Source organism: Nitrospirillum viridazoti CBAmc (assembly GCF_000730165.1).
GTDB classification, from domain to species: Bacteria; Pseudomonadota; Alphaproteobacteria; order Azospirillales; family Azospirillaceae; genus Nitrospirillum; species Nitrospirillum viridazoti.
In genome coordinates this window covers 328,250-350,271 of record NZ_CP022111.1, presented here as the reverse complement: position 1 = coordinate 350,271, position 22,022 = coordinate 328,250, and the positions used below count along the sequence as shown (strand labels likewise).

Genomic DNA, 22,022 nt, shown 5'->3' with positions numbered 1-22,022 from the left:
TATACCAAGCTGCCGCGCCATCAACCTGCGACAACACCTTTCACCTCGATGAATTCCGTCAGCCCGAATTCGGCATACTCGCGGCCATTACCGGACTGCTTGTAGCCGCCGAACGGCACGGCCGGACTCCACGCCGGATCGTTGACATAGACCGTGCCGGCGCGCAGACGGCGCGCCACCGCCTGAGCGCGGCCAGCATCGCGGGACTGGACATAGGCTGCCAATCCGTAAACGGTGTCATTGGCCAGAGCGATGGCCTCCTCCTCCGAGCGGTAGGTCAGGATGGACAGGACGGGACCGAAGATCTCTTCCCGCGCCACAGTCATCGACGGGGTCACGCGGCCGAAGATTGTGGGCCGGACGTAGTAGCCGCGATCCAGCCCCGCGGGCCGGCCGGGTCCGCCCGCCACCAGTTCCGCCCCCTCATTTACACCAACCTCGATCAGCCGCTGAACCTTGGCGAACTGGGTGGCATTGGCCAGCGGCCCCAGGGTCGTCGCGGCATCCAGCGGGTCGCCCACGACGATGGTTTCCGTCACGGCGCGGGCCAAGGCGGCCGCCTCCTCATACCGGTCCTCCGGCACCAGCAGGCGGGTGGGCGCGTTGCAGGATTGGCCGCTGTTGCTGAAGCAGCGGCGCACCCCCTGCTCCACCGCCGTGGGCAGGTCGGCGTCGGGCAGGATGATGTTGGCGGATTTTCCGCCCAATTCCTGGGTGACGCGCTTCACGGTGTCGGCGGCCAGCTTCGCCACCTGCACGCCGGCGCGGGTTGAACCGGTGAAGGACACCAGGTCGATGTCCGGATGGCGGGCGATGGCCTGGCCGACACCGGGACCATCGCCATGCACCAGGTTGAACACGCCGGCCGGCACGCCGGCGGCGTGCATTACCTCCGCGAACAGGTTGGCGCTGAGCGGGGCCAATTCGCTGGGCTTCAGCACCACCGTACAGCCCGCCGCCAGCGCGGGCGCCACCTTGCACACGATCTGGTTCAGGGGCCAGTTCCACGGGGTGATCAACCCGGCGACGCCCACCGGTTCCCGCAACAGCCGCAGGGAACCTCGCTCCTCCTCGAAAACGAACGTCTTCAGCGTCTCAATCATCTGCGCCAGATGGGCGGCGCCGATGCCGGCCTGAACCTGCCGGGCGAAGCCCTGCGGCGCCCCCATCTCCCGACTGACCGCGTCACCAATGTCGGCCATGCGGGCACCGTAGGCCGCCAGGATGGACGACAGCAGATCCAGGCGCTGCCCGCGACTGGTTTGGCAGAAGGTGTCGAACGCCCGCCGGGCCGCCGCCACGGCCAGGTCCACCTCGGCCGGGCCCGCCAAGGCCACCTGGGCGCAAGGAGTCTCGGTCGCCGGATTGATCACATCCAGCAGGCCGCCGCCGGGCAGGCGCCACTGGCCGTCGATGTAACAGGAAAGAAGCGGAAGTGAGGACATGGGTCCGATCCAAGCAGTGAAACCGAAGGAATGGGGAAAGGGGGCCGGCGCCTCAGGCGCACCGACGCGCCCACCCGAAGGCGGCGGCCGACAGCACCAGCAAAAGCGCGCCCAGGGCGGCGACGGCGACATAGGTCCCGGTGTAATCCAAGGCGTAGCCGGCAAGCAGCGGGCCCAGTGCGGCGCCACCGCCGATGATCATGTTGGACAGGATCACCAGCCCCCCGCCGGCGTCGGTGTCGGCCAGCGCGGCCAGCAGCATGGGCACCAGGAAGGACCAGCACACCTGCAGCAGCACGACCGCGGCCACGAAGACGCCTCGTCCCGGTGGGAAGGCCAGCGCCAGCAGGCAAGCCAGCAACAGCCCGAAGAAACCCAGGCTGAGGACGCCGCGGTGACGGGAGCGGCCCGCGAGCGTCGCCAGGATGGAACCGAGGATGGCGGTGAACATGGCCACCGCCGTCAGCGTGCCGACCTCTTCCTCGCTCAGGCCGAGGCCAAGCCCCGGAACGCCGACGAAGGCCCAGGCGCCGCCGATGGCCAAGTAGTAGCAGAAGATGGCGAAAAGGTTCAGGCGCGCCGCCACCGAGCGGCCACCACGCGCGGCGTCAGGCTGGCGCGGCCAGCCGGCCGGCAAGCCCGCCACCACCGCCAGCGCCAGGAACGCCGCCGCCCCCAGCAGGGCATAGAGGCCGGCGAGGCCCGCGTGGCCGAACAGGCGCGGCAGGTAGAGCAAGCCCAACGCCGCCGACACGGTCTGGCCGCCCGTCCAGCAGGCGAAGGCTCGGTGTGGATCGGCGGAGCGGCCCGCCGCCAGCAGGCACACCACCGAGAGCATGCCCCCGGCGGCACCCCCGATGAACCGCAGGGGGACCAACGCGGCGGGGTCGCCGCCGGCCCGCGCGACCATCGCGGAGCCAACGGCCGCCACGGCGAACACCACGGACGCCGCCGCCGCCAGCGGCCGCCACGGCAGGCGGCGCAAGAGGAAGACCGCCGGGAAGGAAACCAGGGCGGCCCCACCCAGCTCCACCGACATGAGCTGGCCGATATCCCCGGCCGACCAGTGCCATTCCAGGGCCAGTTGCCCGGCGATGACGGGTGACACCAGGAATATGAAGGGTCCGATCAGGCCAAAGACGGTGATGGCCGCCAAGGACAGGATGGGTGTGACCGGCTGGTCGGCGGCGGGGGTGACGGATGCCATGGTGCCTCCTGTGGGCGTGGCGTACTGGCGGGCGACGGCGTGGGCGTCTTCACCAGGTCTTCGTGAGGTTCAGGCCATAGCTCACGGGGCGCCCGTACACCGAGTAATAGCTGCCCAGGCCGTCATTGCTGCGATCGGTGAAGTAATGCCGGTTCAGCAGGTTCTTGCCCCACAGCGACACGCTCCAGCCTTCGTGGTCCGATGCCAGCGTCAGCCGCCCGTTCAGCAGACCATAGCCGCCGATATTGCGCATGGCGCCATCGACCAGAGTGCTGCCGATCACCTGGGCGCTGCGCACGTCGAAGTCGAGCTGCGCCGTGCCCACCAGATCCGCCGTGACCGCATGGTCGTAGCGCACGCTGAAGGAACCGGTCCACCGCGGCGAGTAGTCGATGCGCCGCCCCTGCCAGGGCAGTGCCTGGTTGTCGAAGGAGTAGAGCACGTCGTTGCTCTGCGTCACCTCGGCATCGACATAGGCGCCGGACGCCTGCAGCGTCAGGCCCGGCAAGGGCTTCAGCGTCGTTTCCAGTTCGATGCCGTCGTGGGTGGCCTTGCCCACGTTGGTCAGGCGGAAGATGAACTGGCCGGGCGTCAGCACGCTGGGCAGGGTGGTCAGCGCCTGCAAATTGTTATGGTCGTAATGGAAGCCGGCCAGGTTGACCTGCAGCCTGTGGTCCAGCCAGGTGCTCTTCACCCCCGTCTCGTAGGCCCAGACGATTTCCTCCTTATACGGGGTCACGTCGCCCGGTTCCTGGGGGAAGCCGCCGAAGACGCCGCCTGACTTGTACCCACGGGCCGCCGAGGCGTAGAGCAGGACAGTATCGGTCAGGTGGTAATCGGCCGACACCTTGCCCGACACATGGTCGTGCAGGCGGTAGGTGGAGTTCAGGTTGTCCAGCAGGGTGATGCCGGCCAGGGGAAAGAAGTCCTTGCCGTTGCGGAAATCCGTCTCCTCCGTCGCGTAGCGCAGCGAGGCCGATAGGTTCAGGCGGTCGGTCAAGGCGTAGTCGGCCTGGCCATAGACCGAGGCGTGGCGCGTCTGCTGCCGGTACTGCACCGCCAGCACGCCGTCCTGCTGCGGCACACCCAGCGGCGTGAAGGAGGCGGAGACGACCGCCACGTTGTCGCGCATATCGAAGGTCCGGTACTCCTGGAAACCGGTCTGGGCATAGACCGCACCGGCCAGCCACTTGAACCGGCTGTCGCCGGTGGAGGTCAGGCGCAGTTCCTGGGACAGGTTGCGGATGGTGGCCCGTTCCGCCTGGTCACCCAGCCGCAGGTTGGTGGCGTCGTAGTCGTAAACCTGGCCGTAGTGGAAATAGTCCGCCGCGCTGATCGACGTGAGCCGGGCGGCGTCGAAGTCATAGTCCAGGGTCAGCGTGGCGCCCCATTCGTGATTATCCAGCCGGTTGATGGGGCTGGAAATGACGACGCGACCGTCGTTGGACTGGCTGGCCGAGGACAAGGCGCCGGTGGTGCCGGTGATGAGGTTGTTGAACTGGGCGAAGTTCAGGCAGGAGGCGTTGCCGTTGCCCCCACCGGCCACGGCGCCGCAGAAGCCGCCGGTGGCATCATAGGCGGCGTTGCTGGTGGCCAGCGTCGTCTGTGACTGGTCCCGGCTGCCGAACAGCTTCAGCTGGGCGGTGAAGCGCTCCGACGGCTGCAACAGGGCTTGAAGGCGGGCCGAGGTCCGGTCGGGCGCCCCCCAGCGGGTATTGCCGGCCAGGGTCTTCTGCCAGCCATCGCCCCCTTCCTGCACCGCGGCGACGCGCAACGCCAGGGTATCGGTGACGGGGATGGATTGCGCTCCCTCCACCCGGTATTCGTTCCATTTGCCGTAATCGACGGAGGCATAGCCATCCGTGGCGCCCAGCTTGGCCGGCTTGGACAGCACCTGGACGGCGCCGCCGGTGGTGTTGCGGCCGTACAGCCCGCCCTGCGGGCCCTTCAGCACCTCCACCCGCTCCAGGTCATAAAGCGCGCCGCCACCCATGACGGCGGAGCTTTGGTAGACGTCGTCGATGTAGATGGCGGTGGCGGGGTTGTTGTTGGCGTTGAAGTCGAACAGCGCAACGCCACGGATGACCCAGGTGGGGGCGCCGCCGCCCTTGTCGTTGTGGATCTGGACGTTGGGGATCATGCCGCCGATCTGGTCGATGGAGGTCACCCCCCGGCTTTTCAGGTCGTCGCCGGCGAAGGCGCTGACCGACACGGGCACATCCTGCAAACTTTGGGCGCGCCGTTGCGCCGTCACCACGATGTCCTGCAACACGTCGTCGGAGGCGCCGGCCGCAGGCGCGGCGGATGGTTCAGCGGCGCGCGATGGCGCGGACGCCCCCAACACCAGGGAGCAAGACAGGCCAAGGGCCGCATAGGCATACCGTTTCCGCTTCATTTCCGTCTCCCGAATCTTCCCGTTCATCTGTTCGCGGCACGCCTTGACGGCGGCCATTATCCGGCAAGCCGTCCCCGTTCGGGGACGCTTTCGCACCCCGCCAAAAGGACCCGCGCCCCAAGGGGCCAGCCTGCATCGGAAATCACCGGACGGTCGTCCCGTACCGGAGCATCAAAGCCATTCCCGGCCAGAGCTGGCCGGATACCCTGTTCACGTCAATGTTTGATCATTTGACCAATTTATGCCCCAAGTGCGACGCATTTCGGAAAGGTTGTCAAGGATAAAGATTCAAGGTTCGACGAATTATCTGCGAAAGCCACACAGAGGTCGTTTCAAAAATATTCATTCATAAACAATATGATATATGGCTTTTCCCTAGTCGTCATACTCTGCGCACACTGAGAGGCGCGACAAAAAATCCGCCGATTGGCGCCCTGCCCTCAGCCCAGACAGGGCCGAAGATAAATTGATCAAATGACTAAATATGATTGACAGACTCATCGGCGGCCTGTAACCAGGAAGCATGACGAACGTCGATCCGGCCCCCAGGCGCCCCGTAAGGTGCCCTTAAGCCGGTCCGCGGCCTGGCAACGACCCGCCGCACGACGCTGACGCCTTCTTAAAAAATGTCTTTCAGGAACAGGGACAGGACATGGGCGGCACCGCGCTTTGGCAATGGGATGCCACGGATCTGGCATCCGCGATCCGGGAACGACGGGTTTCGGCACGGGAGGCGACGGCCGCCTGCCTGGACCGTATCGCCACCGTCAATCCGGCGGTGAACGCCCTCACCGAGATAAGCCGTGACCCCGCCCTGGCCGCCGCCGCCGAGGCCGATGCCCGGATGGCGGCAGGCGCCCCTTTGCCGCCGCTGCATGGTGTGCCTGTCACGACCAAGATCAATGTCGACCAAGCCGGCAGCGCCACCACCAACGGCGTCACCGCCTTCACCAGCCTGGTGGCGGCAGAGGACAGCCCGCCGGTGGCCAACTGGCGCAAGGCCGGGGCCATCCTGCTGGGCCGCAGCAACGCCCCCGCCTTCTCCTGCCGCTGGTTCACCGACAACGCGCCGCACGGCCTGACCCTGAATCCGTGGAACGCCGCCCTGAACGTGGGCGGGTCCAGTGGCGGGGCGGCCGCGGCGGTGGCCACCGGCATGGTGCCGCTGGCCCACGGCAACGATCTGGCGGGATCGGCCCGCCTGCCGGCCAGCGCCTGCGGCGTCTACGGCCTGCGCCCCACCACGGGCCGCGTTCCCGCCTACAACCCCACGGGCAAGGCGGAGCGGTCACTATGCCTGCAGCTGGGATCGACCCAGGGCGTACTGGCCCGCTCGGTCCGCGATATCCGCCTGGGACTGGAGACCATGGCAGCCCGCGATCCGCGTGACCCGGCCTGGGTCCCGGCACCGCTGGATTTTCCTGACCACACGCGCCCGGTCAGGGTCGCCCTGTTCACCGGCACGGCGGACCATGCCGCCGACGCCCCCGTCCTGGCCGCCCTGCGCCGCGCCGCCGATGCGTTGGCCAGCGCCGGCTATGAAGTGGTGGAGACGGCACCGCCCCGCTTCGAGGAGGCGGCGGCGCTGTGGATGACCCTGCTGTCCAACGACTGCCGCAGCCCCGGCGCGCGCGCCGCCTTCGCCCTGGGCGACGAGACGTTCCTGCGCTCCCTGGACCTGACGGCGGCCTGCGTCCCCGCCCTGTCGGCGGAGGAGATGCTGGCGAGCCTGGCCAGCCGCACGACCTTCCAGCGCGCCTGGCAGATGTTCTTCGAGGACCTCCCGCTGCTGCTGATGCCCACCGCCTGGTCGGTGCCCTTCCCCGTCGGCTACGATGTGCGCGGCGTGGAGGAGGCCCGCCGGCTGCTGACCGCGCACAGCCCTTGCACGGCGACGGCCTTCCTGGGCGTGCCCGCCCTGTCGGTGCCGGTGCACCGGGGAACGGACGGCCCCCTGGGCGTCCAGCTGGTGGCCGGCCGCTTCCGCGACGGCCTGGTGCTGGCCGCTGCAGCGGCGCTGGAGGAACGGCTTGGGCCGATCATCCCGATTGATCCCCAGCCGTCATCAACCGCCGCCGTTGACCCCCGCTAACACCCCGATCAGCATGCCGTCCCGCCCAACCGCCCGCACAAAGGGCAAGCCGCCCGCGAGACCAGAGGAAACGCCCGTGTCCAAGCCCCCCAAAACCAAAGGCGAGGAGAAGCGCGAGGAAAAGCGGGAAGCCATCATGGCCGCCGCCGTCACCGTCATCGCCCGCGAAGGCGTGCACGGGACCACCACGCGCAAGATCGCGGGCGAGGCCAACGTGAACCTGGGCACCCTGCACTATTATTTCGACGGCAAGGACGCCGTGCTGATGAACGTGCTGACCCACCTGGTGGCGAAGTCACGTGAGAGCCTGGCCGCCTATTTCTCCGCGCCCGAACGGCTGCACGACCGCATCGACCACCTGCTGACCTTCATCCGGGGAGAGGTGGAGCGCAGCCCCAACGAGCAGTTGGCCCTGTTCAACCTGACGCTTTACGCCGTGAGCACGCCGGGGTCCGAATGGCTGGCCAAGCGCAAGTATGAGGAATATCTGGACCTGTACCGGTCCGTCCTGGCCGACGCCAGCGATGTCCGCGACGGCAGCATCAAGTCGGACATCGACGGCCTGGCCAATTTCATCTTCACCGGCTTCGTCGGCATCCTTCTGCAATGGCTGGCGACCGCCAACAGCTTCCGCTCGCGCCAAGCGGTGCAGTCCCTGATCATCGCCGCGCAGCGCGCCTACCTCTAAGAACCGGAGAGCGTCATGGGCCAGCCCATCGAGTCCGCCTGCCGCCCCGAGTCCGCCTGCGCGGAACCGGTCGATGTCGCCATCATCGGGGCCGGTTTCGCCGGCCTGACCGCCGCCCGCGCCCTGGTCAGCGCCGGCCTGCGCGTCACGGTGCTGGAGGCGCGCGACCGCGTCGGCGGCCGCATCCATACCCGCCATGCCCAAGACGGCACCCCCATTGACGTTGGCGGACAATGGGTGGGGCCCGGCCAGGACAAGGTGCTGGCCCTGGCCGAGGAGCTGGGGGTGGAAACCTTCCCCTCCTTCGAGGAGGGGGAGAACCTCTGTCTGCACAACGGGCGCCTGATGCGCTTCACCGGTCTGCTGCCGCCCCATGAGCCGGCGGCCCTGGCGGAAGTGGAGGCGACGTTCCAGGCGCTGGACGCCCTGGCGCAAACGGTGGACGCCGAAACCCCGTGGACCAGCCCCAACGCCGCCGCCCTGGATAGCGAGAGCTTCGACGCCTGGATCATCCGCACGGCCACCAGCGACGAGGCCCGGTTCTGGATGCGCTTCCTGGCCCGGTCCGTCCTGGCGTCGGAGGCGCGGGAGCTGTCGCTGCTGCACGTCCTCTTCTATATCAAGGCCGCCGGCGGGCTGGCCGCCCTGATCAGCATGGGCGGCGGCGCGCAGGAACGGCGCTTCAGCCTGGGGGCGCAGCATCTGGCGGAACGGCTGGCGGACACGGTACGGCCGCACCTGCGTCTCGATACCCCGGTGGCCGCCCTGGCCCAGGACGGTGACGGCGTGACCATCACCACCGCCACGGGCGACACGGTCCGCGCCCGCCACGCCATCGTGACCCTGCCGCCGGCGCTGGCCGCCCGCCTGCGCTACAGCCCGCCGCTGCCCGGGACGCGGGACCATCTGGCCCAGCGCATGCCCATGGGCGCCTGCATCAAGGTGCAATGCCTCTATCCCACCCCCTTCTGGCGAGAGGAGGGTCTGTCGGGGATGGCGATCAGCGAGGACGGCCCGGTGAGCCTGATCTACGACAATTCCCCCGCCGCCGGCACGCCCGGCATTCTGGTCGCCTTCATCGAGGGGGATGAGGCCAAGGAATGGACCGCCCGCACGCCGGCCGAGCGCCAGTCCGCCATCACCCAGTCGCTGGTGCGCCTGTTCGGGCCCCGGGCGGCCGACATGCGGGAATATATCGAACTGTCCTGGCTGGAGGAGGAATACGCCCGGGGCGGCTATGCCGGCGTCATGGTGCCGGGGGCCTGGACCAGCCTGGGCGCGACCTTGCGCCAGCCCACCGGACGCATCCATTGGGCCGGTACGGAAACGGCCAGCCGCTGGCTCGGCTATATGGATGGCGCCATCCGGTCCGGCGAGCGGGCCGCCGCCGAAATCCTGGCGGCTCGCTGAGACGGGAGGACGACGGTGGATCAGACCAAGCTGGACCGCCTGCGGCAGCGCTACGGCGCCGCCTCGCCAGCCGACTTCTTCGACCCGCATTTCCGTGACGTGGCGGAGGCTGTGTTCCGGGGCGCTGAGGCGCCGCGTCAGCCCTTCGCCGACGCCGGCACCCTGCTGGACGCGCCCCTGCGTCCCGATCTGGCGGCACTGGACGATTTCGGCGGCCTGGACATCGCCTTGGTCGGCGTGCCCATGGATCTGGGCGTCACCAACCGGGCGGGGTCGCGCTTCGGCCCCCGCGCCGTCCGGGGCATGGACCGCATCGGGCCGTATGAGCATGTGCTGCGCCTGGTTCCCTCCGCCCAGGCCAGTATCGCCGACATCGGCGACGTGCCCTTCAGCAACTATCTGAGCCTGGTGGCCTGCCACCACGACATCCAGACCTTTTACGGCCGGCTGGCGGCGGCGGGGGTGGTGCCGCTGAGCGTGGGCGGCGACCATTCCGTCAGCTATTCCATCCTGAAGGCGCTGGGCCGGGATCGCCCCGTGGGCATGATCCATTTCGACGCCCATTGCGACACCAGCGGCAGCGATGACAGCGCCCGCTTCCACCACAGCGGCCCCTTCCGTTTGGCCGTCCTGGACGGGGTGCTGGACCCGGATCGCACCATCCAGATCGGCATCCGCGGCAGCGCGGAATTCTTCTGGGAATTCTCCTACGACGCCGGCATGACCGTGCTGCATGCCGAGGATGTGGCCGAGATGGGCGTCAAGGCGGTGATCGCCAAGGCGCGGGAGGTGGTCGGCGATGGGCCGGTCTACATCTCCTTCGACGTCGATTGCCTGGACCCGGTCTACGCCCCTGGCACCGGCACGCCCGAGGTGGGCGGCCTGACTTCGCGCGAGGCGCTGGCCATCCTGCGCGGCCTGGCCGGCCTGGACGTGGTCGGCGCCGACGTGGTGGAAATCGCCCCGCAATACGACCCCACCAGCAACACCGCCCAGATCGGCGCCCAAATCCTGTTCGAGCAGCTGTGCCTGGCCACCCTGGCCCTGGACCGGCGACGACAACGCGGCTGACGCCGCGACACCGTATTCGGCCTGACCTTTCCCATCGACCCGCCGGTCCACCCCGCCCATTCGCCGGCGGGATCGCCGCCCCCTACCCTCGCCGCGGAGGACACCCCATCATGTCCCGTAACGCCGACCTTCTCGCCCGCCGCACCAAAGCCGTGCCGCGCGGCGTGGCCCATGCCACCGCCATTTATGCAGACCGCGCCGACAATTCCCTGCTGTGGGATGTCGACGGCCGGCGCTATATCGACTTCGCGGGCGGCATCGCCGTGCTGAACACCGGCCACCGGCATCCCCGGGTCATGGCCGCCGCCGCCGCGCAGATGGAGCGGTTCACCCACAGCGCCTTCCAGGTGGCGGCCTACGAGCCTTACGTCGCCTTGGCGGAGCGCCTGAACGCGCTGGCCCCGTTCAGCGGCCCGGCCAAGACCGTGTTCTTCACCACGGGCGCCGAGGCGGTGGAGAACGCCGTCAAGATCGCCCGCGTCGCCACCGGGCGCAGCGGCGTCATCGCCTTCACCGGCGCCTTCCACGGCCGCACGCTCATGACCTCCGCCCTGACCGGCAAGGTCAATCCCTACAAGAAGGACGCAGGGCCGATGCCGCCGGAGGTGTGGCACCTGCCTTTCCCGATACCGCACCACGGCATCACCGTCGCCGACACCCTGAAGGCGCTGGATTTCCTGTTCCGGGCCGATGTGGAGCCGGAGCGCGTGGCCGCCTTCATCCTGGAACCGGTGCAAGGCGAAGGCGGCTTCAATCCGGCACCGCCGGAACTGCTGCGCGACCTGCGCCGCCTGTGCGACGCCCATGGCATCCTGCTGATCGCCGATGAGGTGCAGGCGGGCTTCGGTCGCACCGGGCGCATGTTCGGCATCGAGCATGCCGGCGTGGAGCCGGACCTAGTCACCATCGCCAAGTCGCTGGCCGGCGGCTTCCCCTTGTCCGGCGTCATCGGCCGGGCCGCCATTATGGACAAGGTGGCGCCCGGCGGCCTGGGCGGCACCTATGGCGGCAATCCCGTGGCCTGCTCCGCCGCCCTGGCCGTGCTGGACGTCATTGAGGAGGAAGGGCTGCTGGCGCGCGCCGATGCCATCGGTGGGCGTATCAAGGCCCGGCTGGAATCGGTGCGGGAGCGCAACGACATCCTGCCTATCGGCGCCATTCGGGGCCCCGGCGCCATGGTGGCCTTCGAGATTTTCAAGGAGCGCGGCGGCGTGGACCCGGACGCCGACGCCACCCGCCAGGTCACGGCGCGGGCGCTGGACCTGGGCCTGATCCTGCTGTCCTGCGGGGTTCACGGCAACGTGATCCGCATTCTGGCGCCCCTGACCATTCCCGATGCCGAGCTGGACGCCGGCCTGGACATCCTGGCCCGGGCCCTGGCGGTGACGCCATGAACGCCGACGCCGAAAAGCGGCGCCTGGCGCTGAAACGCCCCGACCTGTTGCGCGACGGGGCCTATATCGGCGGCCGTTGGCTGGCGCCGGAGGGCGACTTGGTGGCGGTCTCCAACCCCGCCACCGGCCGAACCCTGGGCCACGTGCGCCGATCGGGCCGGGAGGACGCCCGGGCGGCTGTCGACGCCGCGGCCGGGGCGTTTCCCGCCTGGCGCAAGCGCACGGCCAAGGAGCGGGCCGCCATCCTGCGCCGGTGGTTCGACCTGATGACGGCGCATGCCAATGACCTGGCCCGCCTGCTGACGGCAGAGCAAGGCAAGCCCCTGGCTGAGGCGAAGGGGGAAATCGCCTATGCCGCCAGCTTCCTGGAATGGTTCGGGGAAGAGGCCAAGCGCATCTATGGCGAGACCATTCCCGCCCACCGTGCCGACGCCCGCATCCTGGTGACCCGCCAGCCGGTGGGGGTGGTGGCTGCCATCACCCCGTGGAACTTCCCCACCGCCATGATCACCCGCAAGGTGGGCGCGGCGCTGGCGGCCGGCTGCACCGTGGTGCTGAAGCCATCTGAGCTGACGCCGCTGAGCGCGCTGGCCCTGGCCGTCCTGGCGGAGGAGGCCGGCGTGCCGGCGGGTGTCCTGAACATCCTGTGCGGCGACGCGCCGGCCATCGGCGACACCTGGCTGGCGGACGGCCGGGTACGCAAGCTGACCTTCACCGGCTCCACCGCCGTGGGCAAGCGGCTGACGGCGGCAGCGGCTGGCACCATGAAGCGCGTCTCCATGGAACTCGGGGGCAACGCGCCCTTCATCGTCTTCGATGATGCCGACCTGGACGCGGCCGTGGAAGGCGCCCTGTTGGCAAAATTCCGCAACACCGGCCAGACCTGCGTCTGCGCCAACCGCCTGCTGGTGCAGGACGGCATCCATGACGCCTTCGCGGAGCGGCTGGCGACCCGGACAGCGGCCTTGGTCGTGGGTGATGGCCTGGCCGGCCCCAGCGATCAAGGCCCCCTGATCAACGGTGGCGCCCTGGCCAAAGTCGAAAGCCATGTGGAAGACGCCTTGGCCCAGGGCGCCATTCTGATGACCGGCGGCCGGCGGGTGGACAGGACCGGCAACTTCTTTGCCCCCACGGTGCTGACGGGCCTAACCCCGGCCATGAAGATCGCGACGGAGGAAACCTTCGGCCCCGTCGCGGCCTTGCAGCGCTTCACCCATGAGGACGAGGCCATGGTCCTGGCCAACCAAACCGCCGCCGGCTTGGCCGCCTACGCCTATACCCGCGACCTCGCCCGCTTCTGGCGGGTATCCGAAGCGCTCGAATACGGTATGGTCGGCATCAACACGGGCAGCATCTCCACGGAGGTGGCCCCTTTCGGCGGCTTCAAGGAGTCCGGCCTGGGCCGTGAAGGGTCGCACCACGGCATCGAGGAGTATCTGGATCTCAAATACGTCTGTGTCGGCGCCATTTAGAATGTGCATCAGCACCGAAGTGGGCCCCCCGGTGTAAATCGGCGAGGCCCAGCGATCCTACGGACTTCAATAGAATCAAATGGATACCATGCCGATCGGCATCCAAGCTACACGCCGTTCAACAGGTATGTGGGCCACAACCCGGCGGGCGGCGCCATGATCGTGGCGCTTCTGGCCAGCCTGCTCCTGACCGTGGCCACCGGCATCGTTCTGGATACGGGTGGCGGCGTTCTGGGAGAGGACGCGATGGAGGACATCCACGGCGCGGCGGCCACGGTGACCCTCATCCTGGTGGCCCTGCACATCGGCGGCGTGGTCCTGTCCAGCAGACTGCACCGGGAAAACCTGGTCCGCGCCATGGTCACCGGGCGCAAGCGGGCCTGAGGCGCCACGGCCTGCGTGAAGCCCCTGCCTTAGGTGAACCAGATGGGGTTTGGGGGCCGATCAGCACATCAACTGCCTGATTATTCTAAAATCCGCAGGGCCATGTGATCACGCCGATTTTATACTTCAAGAGGCAGGCTCGGCGCCGCTGCGTCGTATAGGGAATGGTTTATATGTGATTGGGCGCAAGCGCGCGATCCGGCGCGGGCCGGCGGCCTCCATCACGTGCGCGGCAGGGCGGCCGTCGACCCCCGGGCGACGCAACGGCCGGACAGCACCACTTTGCGCGTCGGAGCGTCCGGGGTCCTCAGGCGCTGGAACAACAGGGTCATGGCCTCACGGCCTATGGTTTCGACCGGCTGCTCGATGACGGTCAGGCCCGGTTCAACCAACTCCGTCCAGGGTTCATTGTCAAATCCCGCGACGGCGATGTCCTGGGGGATGCGCAACCCCAAGGTGCGGGCCGCCTTCACCACGCCGGTGAGGAACAGCCCATTGCTGACCAGCAGGGCCTGAGGCCGGTCGGGTTGGCGCAGCCAGGCGGCGGCGGCGTTTTCGGCGGCCTCCGCCGACGGCGGTACGAAGCGCGCCTCCCCCGCCAAGCCCCGGGCCGCCATGGCTGCCAGATAGCCGTCGCGCCGTTCGACGCCGGTGGTGCTGGTGGCACCGAACAGGCCGCCGATGCGGGTGTACCCCCGGGACACCAGATGATCGACCAGGGTGGCGCTGGCCTCGCGATTGTCCAGCAACACGGTGTCAAATTGCCCGCCCGGACCGGCGCGGTCGATCAGCACCATGGGAAAATCCAGGGCATCGGCCTGTAACCGATCAAGGGTGGCGCGGGTCGGGGCGAAAATCAGCCCCGTCACCCGTTCTTCCTGCATCAGGGTCAGGTAAAGCGCCTCGCGCGCGGGGTCCTCATCGGTGTTGCACAGGATAACCCGCATGCCGGCGCGGTAGGCCGCGTCCTCCACCGCCCGGCCGACGGCGGTGAAGAAGGGGTTGCGGATGTCGGCGACGATCAAGCCGATGGTCTGGGTGCGTTGCGAGCGCAGCCGCCGCGCCGACAGGTTGGGCTTGTAACCGGTCGCGCGTACCGCCGCCTGCACCTGTTCCCGCACCTCAGCGCTGACCGGTCCCTCCCCCAAGGCGCGGGACACGGTGGAAACCGATACACCGGCAACCCGGGCGACGTCCTTGATGTTGACCGTCATGTTCGCAATCGTTTCCAGTTATTTTGCGCCAGTCTAAAGCCTTCCAGCGCGCGTTCAAAGGGAATACGGCGCATACGCCCAGACGCTCCCTGGGGATTCCCTTTGACAATTTTTGTGGAAACGTTACCACTAAGCGCAAGAATGAATTCGGGAGGTTCCGAGAATGCCCTTCGCCGTTGAGAGCGACCTGCTGCCCCGCGAGTTGATCCGCCTCGGCGCGCGTCCGGCTGGAAAGCGTGACGCCATTGGCGAGGCGGCACAGCTGCTGGTCGCCGCCGGGTGCGTCGATCCCGCCTATGAACAAAGCATGGTCCGGCGGGAAGAGGTGGCCAACACCTTCCTGGGCCAGGGCGTCGCCATTCCCCACGGCCTGGGGGAGGATCGCCACCTGGTCCGCCGCAACGGCCTGGCCATCCTGCAGGTCCCTGACGGCGTGGAGTGGAACGCCGGGCAACGCGCGCGCCTCGTGGTCGCCATTGCCGCCCAGTCCGACGCGCACATCACCATCCTGCGCCGCCTGACCCGCCTGATCCAGGACAGCGACCGGTTGGAGCGTCTGTTGGTGACGACCGATGCCGGCGAGATCGCGGCCGCCCTGGGCCGCGACACGGCCCTGGTCGGGCGCACGGACGAAAACGCGGCCGATGCGCCGGTGGGTGATCTCGCGCCCGGTTTCGACTGGACGGTGGATTATCCCAGCGGCCTGCACGCCCGGCCAGCCGCCCACTGGGTGGACACCGCCCGCCGCTTCGCTGCCCAGATCCGGGTCCGCCATGGCGACCAAGCGGCGGATGCCAAGAACCTGATCGCCCTCCTGCAACTGGGCCTGCGCGCCGATGACACGGTGGTGGTGTCCGCCGCCGGCGGTGATGCCGCAGGGGCGCTGGCGGCCATGCGGCAAGCCATCACCGGCCTGAGCGCCCAGGAAAAGATGGATGCGGCCCTGGCGGCCAGCCGCGCCCGCCAGACGCCCCGCACCGGCTGGACGCCCCCGGCGCCGCTGACCGCCATTGGCGGCGTGCCGGCGGCGCCAGGACTGGCCATCGGCCCGCTGCATGTGCTGAAGGCGGCGGACCCGGTGGTGCCGGACAATCCCGCCGCCCTGGCGGAGGGGGGCAGCCTATTGCAAGAGGCGTTGAGCCGCACGCGCCAACAACTCAAAGCGCTGGCCGATGACACCGCCCGCCGGCTGGGTGCGGCCGACGCCGGCATTTTCAAAGCCCAGGCGGAGTTGTTGAACGACACCGACCTGATCACCCTGGCCTGCCAGTTGATGGTGGACGGTCATGGCGTGGCCTGGGCCTGGAATCAGACGGTGGATCGCATGGCCAGCCGGTTGGCCGCGCTGGGCAATCCGGTCCTGGCCGCCCGCGCCGCCGATCTGCGCGACGTGGGGCGCCGTGTCCTGGGGCATATCGACCCCTCCTTGCGCGCCAACTCGCTGCTCGACCTGCCCGACACACCCTGCATCCTGGTGGCGCCGGACCTGTCCCCCTCGGACACCGCTGGCCTGGACCCGGCCCGTGTGGTGGGCTTGGCCACGGCTTCGGGCGGCCCCACCTCACACACCGCCATCCTGGCCCGCACACTGGGCCTACCGGCCCTGGTTGGGGGTGGTGCTGCCCTGCTGGAACTGGCGGATGGCACCAGCGCCATCCTGGATGGCCAGTCGGGACGACTGTACTTGGAGCCGAGCGACGCCGACCTGGCATCCGCCCGGCAATGGCTGGCGGTCAAGGCGGAGGCCCGTGCCCGTGAAGCGGAGGCCCGCGCCCTGCCCGCGCGCACCCGCGACGGCCACACCGTGTCCATCGGGGCGAACATCAACCTGCCCGACCAGGCGGCCTTCGCCCTGTCGCAGGGTGCGGAGGGCGTCGGCTTGATGCGCACTGAGTTCCTGTTTCTGGAAAGGGGCGAAAGCCCCAGCGAGGACGAACAGTTCGACATCTATCGCGCCATGGCGGTGGCCCTGGGCAACCGGCCGCTGATCGTCCGCGCCCTGGATATCGGCGGCGACAAGCAGGTGGCCCATCTGAACCTGCCGCATGAGGAAAACCCCTTCCTGGGGGTGCGCGGGGCCCGGCTGCTGCTGCGCCGCCCCGATCTGCTGGAGCCGCAGTTGCGCGCCCTGTACCGCGCGGCGCGCGCGGGCGCCAGCCTGTCCATCATGTTCCCCATGATCACCACGGCGGCCGAGATCGTCGCCCTGCGCACAGTCAGCGAGCGCATCCGGGCCGAGGTCGAGGCGCCGGCGGTGCCGCTGGGCATCATGATCGAGGTCCCCGCCGCGGCCCTTCAGGCCGAAAGCCTGGCCCGCCACGCCGACTTCTTCTCCATCGGCACCAACGATCTGACCCAGTACACCCTGGCCATCGATCGCCAGAACCCACAGTTGGCCGCGCAGGCGGATAGCCTGCATCCCGCCGTGCTGCGGCTGATTCAGGCCACCGTGGCGGGGGCGGCCAAGCATGACCGCTGGGTTGGCGTCTGCGGCGGCATCGCCGGAGACCCCTTCGGCGCCGCCCTGCTGACCGGCCTGGGCGTGCAGGAACTGTCGATGACCCCGCGGGAGGTGCCGGCCGTGAAGGCGCGCCTGCGCGACAGCGAGTTGACGGCGTTGCACGCGCTGGCGGCCCAGGCCTTGGCTTGCGAGGCCGCCGAGGACGTGCGGGCGCTGGAAGGAGGCATGGCATGAGCATTGATCTGCACACCGTCACCCTGAACCCGGCGATCGACGAGACCGTCACCCTCGACGACTTGCGGCCAGGCCATGTGCATCGAGCCGTGGCCGTACGCCACAATGCCGGTGGCAAGGGCGTGAACGTGGCCTCCTGCCTGGCCGACTGGGGCCTGCATGTGGCCGCCACCGGGCTGCTGGGCATCGACAACACCGCCCCGTTCGAGGCGCTGTTCGCCGCCAAGGGCATCCTCGACCGCTTCTTGCGCGTGCCCGGCGAGACCCGCACCAACATCAAGCTGCTGGATCGCCACGACGGTCGCACCACGGATATCAACCTGCCAGGCTTGGTGGCAACCCCGGAAACGGTGGAGCGGATCCAGGCCTATCTCGAGGAATCCGTCGGCCCCGGCACTTTGGTGGTGCTGGCCGGCAGCCTGCCCGATGGATTGCCCCCCGACACCTATGCCCGCATGGTGGCCGGCCTCGCCCATGCCGGCGCCCGCGTTGTCCTGGACAGCAGCGGGGAGCCGCTGGCACGGGCCCTGGCCGCCGACGTCCTGCCCCACTGCGTGAAGCCCAACCGACATGAGTTGGAAGGCTGGGCCGGCCGGCCCTTGGCTCCGCCCGACTTGCTGGCGGCGGCGCGGCACCTGCAAGGGCATGGCATCCCCCTGGTGGTCGTGTCCTTGGGCGCCGGCGGCGCCCTGCTCGTGGACGCCGGCACCGCCCTGCACGCCCAAGCCCCTGAGGTGCGGGGCAGCAGCACCGTGGGCGCCGGTGACGCCATGGTGGCCGGGCTGGCGGCCGGGCTGCATGCCGGCTTGGGATTGGAGGCAGTCGCCCGCCTGGCGACGGGGTTCGCCGTGGCCAAGTTGGGCCGCGCCGGCCCCAACCTACCAGGGGTGGAAATCGTCCGGGCCCTGGCCGACCACGTCACGATGACACCCGCCGATGATTGGGCATCAACCACCGCGACGCATGCGCCGCACTGAAGGATGAAGGGCGGGCGGGCCGAAGACCCGCCCCCGGGGAGGAACCATGTCCGCACTGTTGGCTGTAATCGGCGCCGGCGAAATGACCATCCACGCCCTGCTGGCGGCGGAGGCCCTGCGCAGGGCCGCCACCAACGGGGGCCATGCCATCGCCGTGGAGGTGCGCACCGGGCAGGGCGTCCTGAGCGCGTTGGAACCGGCGCAGATTCAGGACGCGCACGCCGTTCTCCTGGTGGGATCGGGCATCCTGGACGCAGACCGCTTCGGAGCGCTGCCCTACCACAGCACCAGCATCGAGGCCGTCCTGGCCGACCCCGCCGCTGCCTTGGGCCTGCTGGTCCTGGCTGAACCGGAATCGGCCAAGCCGCATCGGGTCAAGCGGGACCAGGCCGCCGCACCGTCGAAAGCCGAGGGTCCACGACACATCGTGGCCATCACCTCCTGCCCGACGGGCATCGCCCACACCTTCATGGCGGCCGAGGGCCTGCAGCAGGGTGCCAAGACACTGGGGCATATCATCCGCGTGGAGACGCAAGGATCGGTCGGGGCCCGCGACGGCCTGACGGATGACGAGATCGCCGCCGCCGACATCGTCATCATCGCTGCGGACCGCCAAGTGGATCTGGGCCGCTTCGCCGGCAAGCGGGTGTTCCAGTCAGCCACCAAACCCGCGATCTCCGATGGCGCCGGCCTTATCCAGCGGGCCCTGGCGGAAGCGACACCCCTGGCCGAGGCGGAGGACGGCGCGCCGGACGAGGGGCGCGCCGGAGGCCCTTCGCCGCAAGCCGTCGCCGGGGCGAAGGCCGGACGCGGCGGGCGCACGGGCCCCTATAAGCATCTCATGACCGGTGTTTCCTTCATGCTGCCGTTCGTGGTGGCGGGGGGCCTGTTGATCGCGCTGGCCTTCGCGTTGGGCGGCATCTACGCCTATGACGACGCCCACAAGGGCACGCTGGCCTACGCCCTGTTCCAGGTTGGGGCCAAAGGGGCGTTCGTGCTGATCGTGCCCGTGCTGGCGGGCTACATCGCCCATTCCATCGCCGACCGGCCGGGCATCGCGCCCGGCATGATCGGCGGCATGGTGGCGGCCAATCTTCAGGCGGGCTTTCTGGGGGGCATCCTGGCCGGGTTCATCGCCGGCTACGGCACCGCCTTCCTGAACCGCCATATCCGCTTGCCCCGGACCCTGGAGGGCCTGAAACCGGTGCTGATCCTGCCCTTGCTGGGCACCTTGCTGACGGGCCTGCTGATGATCTATGTCGTGGGCGGGCCGACGGCCGGCGCGCTGGCCGCCCTGACCACCTGGCTGAAGGGCATGCAGGGCAGCAGCGCCATCCTGCTGGGCGTCCTGATCGGCGGCATGATGGCCTTCGACATGGGCGGCCCCATCAATAAGGCGGCCTACGCCTTTTCCACGGGCCTGATCGCCAGCCAGGTCTACACCCCGATGGCGGCGGCCATGGTCGCCGGCATGACCCCGCCCTTGGGCCTGGCCTTGGCCGCCCAAGTGTTCGCCAACCGCTTCACGGCGGAGGAGCGGGAGACACGCGGCGCCGCGGCGGTGCTGGGTCTGGCCTTTGTGACCGAGGGGGCCATCCCCTTCGCCGCCCGCGATCCGCTGCGGGTCATCCCCGCCCTGGTGGCGGGATCCGCCGTGGCGGGCGCCATTTCCATGGCCATCGGCGCGGAACTGCGGGTGCCCCACGGTGGCGTGTTCGTGCTGCCCATCCCCAACGCCGTCAGTCATGTCGGCGGCTATATCGCGGCGCTGGCCATCGGTGCCGGGGTCACGGCCGTCGCCCTGCGCATCCTGAAGCATCCGGTCTGAAGACCCGAGCCACCAAACAACATGGCCGCCACAAGGCCGTACCCAGAAGAACCCAGGGAGGGATGATCATGCGTCACATCGCACCTTCGGTGCCCAATCCATTTTTGCGCCCCGTTGTGGAAACGTTTCCAGTAGCCGTCCTGGCCATGATGCTGTCCGGTGCCGCCCTGGCCGCCGAACCAGGCACGGGCGAGACCATCGACTGGCTGGCCAGCTACACGGGCGAGGCAGCGGCCAATCCCAGTGGCGGCATGCGCCAGGGAGCGGCCTACGCTGGCCAAATTCTGCTGGGCGCGGACGTGAACCTGACCAATGCCCTGGACTGGAGTGGGAGCACCTTGCATGTCGCCGCGGTGAACCGCCACGGCAGCAACCTGGCGGCCCAGTATCTGGGCAGCACCACCTCGCTGCAGGAGATTTATGGCGCGCAGAACACGCGCCTGGCCCGCTTCACGGTGGAACAGTCCCTGCTGGACGGCCGCCTGGTGGTGGAGGGTGGGCGCACGGTGGCTAACATCAGTTTCCTCGGGTCAGCGCTCTGCGCCAATTTCCAGATCAACTCCGCCTGCGGCAACCCCACCTTCGTCTTCAAAACCAGCAGCTTCACCTGGTGGCCGGTATCCAGCTGGGGTGCCCACGCCACCGCCTGGCTGACACCGACGGTCTATCTGCATGTCGGTGCCTACGAAGTGAACCCCAGCCACCAGTCCAGCACCGAGCATGGCTTTGATTGGGGCACGGCCACCGCCACAGGCGCCATCGCGCCGATGGCGCTGGGGTATCAGACGACGTTTGACAACGACCGCCTGCCCCGCAAATACGAAGTCGGCGGCTGGTACGATGGCGCCGATTATACCGACCCGCTCCGCGACGCGAGCGGACGTGCCGCCGTGGTCAGCGGCCAGCCCAACGCCACCCTGAACGGCCGATCGGGCGTGTTCTTCCGTTTCGAACAGATGGTGCTGCGCCCCGACGACACGTCGCAGCGGGGCTTGACCTTGTTCGGCGTGGCGATGACGGGCACGAGTGGCCGGCTGATCGAAGACCATTTCCTGGAATTGGGCTTGGTCCAACGCGGCACCTTCGCGGGGCGCGACGACGATACCATCGGCTTCGTCGTGAACCAGCAGAAGTACAGCCACGACGCCCTGGAGGCCCTGCGCCTGGCCCGCGCGGCGGCTGGCGGCAGCGGCACACCGGCGGACGACCAGATCATGATGGAGCTGAGCTACGGCGTGCAACTGGCCCGCGCCGTTCGCATCCAGCCCAACCTGCAATATGTCATCCATCCAGACCAGTTCAGCGACCCCGCCCGCCTGCGCGACGCCCCGGACGCTTTCGTCATCGGCTTGCGGTTCGACTTGGACCTCGCGGCGCTCCTGCGGGGACGCTAGCGCCCCGATAGAGCCCCTTGTCTGCGACAGCAGCGACTGGCCTGTGAACCGGCATCGAAGTGGGCCTCTTGGAAAAAGCGAGGCAACGCGCTGAAATAGCTTAAGAAAGTGATAAAGAGCAAGGTCCTGTCCGGCGCTGGTTGGGGCCCCGCCTTAAACACAATTTCTGCTGATTTGTGAGGCTGTTCAGTGCGAACAAGCTCGGGGGCTCCCTTTCGGCGCCGGTTCACACTATGGGGCCACTGCACCATCAGCCCCTGGGCCCGAACACCGAGGTCGCGCCGGATATACACCTGGGGCGACTTGGCGCTTTTCCGCCGGCAGTAAACGTGTGCGACCAAACTCGTGCCCCTGGG

The 22,022-nt window shown here is 68.7% G+C and carries 15 protein-coding genes; 11 read left to right on the top strand and 4 right to left on the bottom strand.

Annotation, left to right across the window (positions count from 1 at the left end):
* Positions 1–20 precede the first annotated feature (20 nt).
* From Y958_RS15025 to Y958_RS15015, 3 genes are read right to left on the bottom strand one after another with little or no spacing between them, the layout of a single operon-like run.
* Positions 21–1,445: an aldehyde dehydrogenase family protein gene (locus tag Y958_RS15025; protein WP_088872877.1), complete on the bottom strand. Its 1,425-nt coding sequence runs from the start codon at positions 1,443–1,445 to the stop codon at positions 21–23.
* A 52-nt stretch (positions 1,446–1,497) separates the two neighbouring features.
* Entirely contained in the window at positions 1,498–2,652 is a 1,155-nt protein-coding gene (locus Y958_RS15020; protein ID WP_088872876.1) for an MFS transporter, read from the bottom strand.
* Positions 2,653–2,701: 49 nt separating this feature from the next.
* Positions 2,702–5,047 carry a TonB-dependent receptor gene (locus tag Y958_RS15015; protein WP_186291413.1) on the bottom strand — a complete coding sequence of 782 codons (2,346 nt, stop codon included), beginning with the start codon at positions 5,045–5,047 and terminating at the stop codon, positions 2,702–2,704.
* 652 nt (positions 5,048–5,699) lie between these two features.
* Here Y958_RS15015 and Y958_RS15010 point away from each other — a divergent pair.
* From Y958_RS15010 to Y958_RS14980, 7 genes are all read left to right on the top strand, one after another.
* A complete protein-coding gene (locus Y958_RS15010) occupies positions 5,700–7,139 on the top strand; it encodes an amidase (protein ID WP_088872874.1) in 1,440 nt (479 codons plus the stop codon).
* Between the two features lie 76 nt (positions 7,140–7,215).
* Positions 7,216–7,827 carry a TetR/AcrR family transcriptional regulator gene (locus Y958_RS15005; protein ID WP_244909525.1) on the top strand — a complete coding sequence of 204 codons (612 nt, stop codon included), beginning with the start codon at positions 7,216–7,218 and terminating at the stop codon, positions 7,825–7,827.
* Between the two features lie 15 nt (positions 7,828–7,842).
* Positions 7,843–9,237, top strand: a complete 1,395-nt coding sequence (locus Y958_RS15000) for a flavin monoamine oxidase family protein (protein WP_088872872.1) — start codon at positions 7,843–7,845, stop codon at positions 9,235–9,237.
* Positions 9,238–9,252: 15 nt separating this feature from the next.
* Entirely contained in the window at positions 9,253–10,308 is a 1,056-nt protein-coding gene (locus Y958_RS14995; protein ID WP_088872871.1) for an agmatinase, read from the top strand.
* A gap of 110 nt (positions 10,309–10,418) precedes the next feature.
* Positions 10,419–11,702: a 4-aminobutyrate--2-oxoglutarate transaminase gene (gene gabT / locus Y958_RS14990; protein WP_088872870.1), complete on the top strand. Its 1,284-nt coding sequence runs from the start codon at positions 10,419–10,421 to the stop codon at positions 11,700–11,702.
* Positions 11,699–13,174 (top strand): NAD-dependent succinate-semialdehyde dehydrogenase, encoded by a 1,476-nt coding sequence (locus Y958_RS14985; protein WP_088872869.1) that lies wholly within the window; start codon positions 11,699–11,701, stop codon positions 13,172–13,174. Before gabT ends, Y958_RS14985 begins: the two co-directional genes overlap by 4 nt.
* Positions 13,175–13,177: 3 nt before the next feature.
* A complete protein-coding gene (locus Y958_RS14980) occupies positions 13,178–13,558 on the top strand; it encodes a cytochrome b/b6 domain-containing protein (protein ID WP_338039497.1) in 381 nt (126 codons plus the stop codon).
* Positions 13,559–13,779: 221 nt separating this feature from the next.
* On the opposite strand, the gene Y958_RS14975 is transcribed toward Y958_RS14980, so the two are convergent.
* Complete coding sequence (locus Y958_RS14975; protein WP_088872868.1) at positions 13,780–14,772, bottom strand: LacI family DNA-binding transcriptional regulator; 993 nt, start codon at positions 14,770–14,772, stop codon at positions 13,780–13,782.
* Positions 14,773–14,935: 163 nt separating this feature from the next.
* On the opposite strand from Y958_RS14975, the gene ptsP reads away from it, so the two are divergent.
* From ptsP to Y958_RS14955, 4 genes are all read left to right on the top strand, one after another.
* Positions 14,936–17,467, top strand: coding sequence for a phosphoenolpyruvate--protein phosphotransferase (ptsP, locus tag Y958_RS14970; RefSeq protein ID WP_088872867.1), 2,532 nt, complete (start codon positions 14,936–14,938; stop codon positions 17,465–17,467).
* Positions 17,464–18,444, top strand: a complete 981-nt coding sequence (pfkB, locus tag Y958_RS14965; protein WP_088872866.1) for a 1-phosphofructokinase — start codon at positions 17,464–17,466, stop codon at positions 18,442–18,444. Before ptsP ends, pfkB begins: the two co-directional genes overlap by 4 nt.
* Before the next feature lie 46 nt (positions 18,445–18,490).
* Entirely contained in the window at positions 18,491–20,272 is a 1,782-nt protein-coding gene (locus Y958_RS14960) for a fructose-specific PTS transporter subunit EIIC (protein ID WP_088872865.1), read from the top strand.
* Between the two features lie 68 nt (positions 20,273–20,340).
* Positions 20,341–21,666 carry a carbohydrate porin gene (locus Y958_RS14955; protein WP_088874006.1) on the top strand — a complete coding sequence of 442 codons (1,326 nt, stop codon included), beginning with the start codon at positions 20,341–20,343 and terminating at the stop codon, positions 21,664–21,666.
* Positions 21,667–22,022: the final 356 nt, after the last annotated feature.